2 protein-coding genes are annotated in these 2298 nt (G+C 65.5%); one reads left to right on the top strand and one right to left on the bottom strand.

Going from position 1 to position 2298, the window contains the following annotated elements:
• Positions 1 to 105 precede the first annotated feature (105 nt).
• Positions 106 to 1593 carry a carboxypeptidase M32 gene (locus EN906_RS31380; protein ID WP_127269093.1) on the top strand — a complete coding sequence of 496 codons (1488 nt, stop codon included), beginning with the start codon at positions 106 to 108 and terminating at the stop codon, positions 1591 to 1593.
• A 31-nt stretch (positions 1594 to 1624) separates the two neighbouring features.
• On the opposite strand, the gene EN906_RS31375 is transcribed toward EN906_RS31380, so the two are convergent.
• A partial coding sequence (locus EN906_RS31375) for an ATP-binding cassette domain-containing protein (protein ID WP_127375654.1) occupies positions 1625 to 2298 on the bottom strand: 674 nt, incomplete at its 5' end.

Here is a 2298-nt window from a genome sequence, read left to right as displayed (position 1 = left end):
GCGCGGCATCGCCTGCGCAAGGTGCATTTGCCCGACGGCATCCGAGGGTTGCCAACGCATTTGTGTTGGTGTCTTTTCGCGCCGTCCCCAATCACGGAAGCCGCCATGTCCTTTCAGAAACTCGATGACCTCTGCCACAAGCTCGAAGCGCTCGAGCATGCACTGGCCATTCTCGGCGCCGATGAGGCCACCCACATGGCCGTCGGCGGTGGCGAGAAGCGTGCCGAGGCGATGTCGGCACTGGCCGGCATGTATCACACCAGGGCAACGGCGCCGGAGATAGCCGACTGGATCGCTGCGGCCGAACAGGAAGCATTGGGTGAAGAGCAGCGCACTGCGGTCTCGGAACTGCGGCGCCAATACGCCAACCTGACCTGCCTGCCGGTCGAATTCGTCGAACGCCAGACGACCGCGCGCATGCGTTGCGAGCAGCTGTGGCGCGGCCTGCGCGCCAAGAACGACTGGGCGGGCTTCCAGCCGGCGCTGGAGGGCGTCGTGGCGCTGGTGCGCGAGGAAGCGGCGCTGCGTGCCGATGTGCTCGGCCTCGCCCCCTATGACGCGCTGATGGAGCAGTACGACCCCGGCAACCGCACCGCCGACATCACGCCAGTGTTCGCCGACCTGAAGGCTTTCCTGAAAGGTTTTGTGCCGGAGGCGCTGGCTATCCAGGACGCACGGCTGCGCAAGCGCCCGCTGAAGCCGCTCTCAGGCACCTATGCGATCGACCGGCAGCGCGAGCTCGGCCTTGCCATGATGGCGGCGGTCGGCTTCGACCTGACACACGGGTCGCTGTCGGTGTCGCACCACCCTTTCTGCGGCGGCGTGCCGAGCGACGTGCGCATCACCACCCGCTACAAGACTACAGACTTCCTGTCGGCGCTGATGGGCGTACTGCACGAGACCGGCCATGCGCTCTACGAGCAGAACCTGCCGAAGGCATGGTCGCACTGGCCGCTCGGCAAGGCGCGCGGCATGGCCGTGCATGAAAGCCAGAGCCTGTTCGTCGAGAAGCAGCTCGGCCGCAACCCGGCCTTCTGGCGCTGGGCGCTGCCGGTGGTCGAAAAGCATCTCGGCGAAGCCTGGTCGCTCGACGACATCCTGCCGCATGTGCATCGCGTCGAGCGCGGCCTGATCCGTGTCGATGCCGACGAGGTGACCTATCCCCTGCATGTCATCCTGCGCTACGAACTGGAGCAGGAACTCGTCGCGGGTCGGCTGGAGGTGGCTGATCTGCCCGAAGCCTGGGACGCCAAGATGCGTGACTATCTCGGCCTCTCCACCATCGACAACCCCGCCGACGGACCGATGCAGGACGTGCACTGGCCGGGTGCGGCCTTTGGCTATTTCCCATCCTACACGCTGGGCGCGATGATGGCGGCGCAGCAATGGGCGGCGCTGACGCGGGATCATCCTGCCGCCGACGAGGATCTCGCCAAAGGCAATTTCGAGGCGATCAACGACTGGCGCCGCGAAAAAATCTGGTCGCAGGGATCACGCTGGTCGACGCCGGACCTGCTCGAACGCGCCACCGGCGAAAAGCTCAACGCCACTTATTTCGTGAACCATCTGAAGCAGCGATACGGAGCCGTATAGCGGCTGCCGGCACAGCGGCAGATGTTTCTGCCTACTCAGCCGCGCCCCTGAAAGCACTGGCTCCGGTTTCGAACTGCAGCTTGGCCAGCCGCGCATAGATGCCGCCCTTGGCGACAAGGCTTTGATGCGTGCCTTCCTCGACGATCGAGCCGCCATCCATGACCAGGATCCTGTCGGCCTTCAGCACCGTTGCCAGGCGGTGGGCGATGACGATCGTGGTGCGGCCCTGCATCAGCCGTTCCAGCGCCGTCTGCACCAGCGTCTCGCTTTCGGCGTCGAGGGCGGAGGTGGCCTCGTCGAGCAGCAGGATCGGGGCGTCGCGCAGGATGGCGCGGGCGATCGCAACCCGCTGGCGCTGGCCGCCTGACAGCGTCACGCCGCGCTCACCGACCTGGCTGTCATACCCGTTCTCGAGCTTGAGGATGAATTCATCGGCAAGTGCATCCTTCGCCGCCGTCTCGATTTCGGCCTTGCTGGCTCCCGGCCGGCCGAACCCAATATTGTCACGCGCGCTTGCCGCGAAAATGGTGACGTCCTGCGGCACGATCGCGATGCGCTGGCGGATCGAAACGGGATCGGCCTCGCGCACATCGACGCCATCGATCAGGATCTTGCCTGTTTCGGGATCGTAGAAGCGTAGGATCAGCGAAAACACCGTGCTCTTGCCGGCCCCTGACGGCCCGACGATCGCCACCGTCTCTCCCG

Origin of the sequence: Mesorhizobium sp. M7A.F.Ca.CA.004.06.1.1, assembly GCF_003999135.1 — a bacterium.
GTDB lineage: Bacteria > Pseudomonadota > Alphaproteobacteria > Rhizobiales > Rhizobiaceae > Mesorhizobium.
The sequence above is the reverse complement of the archived record's forward strand: the minus strand, read 5'-3'. Positions and strand labels throughout refer to the sequence as shown.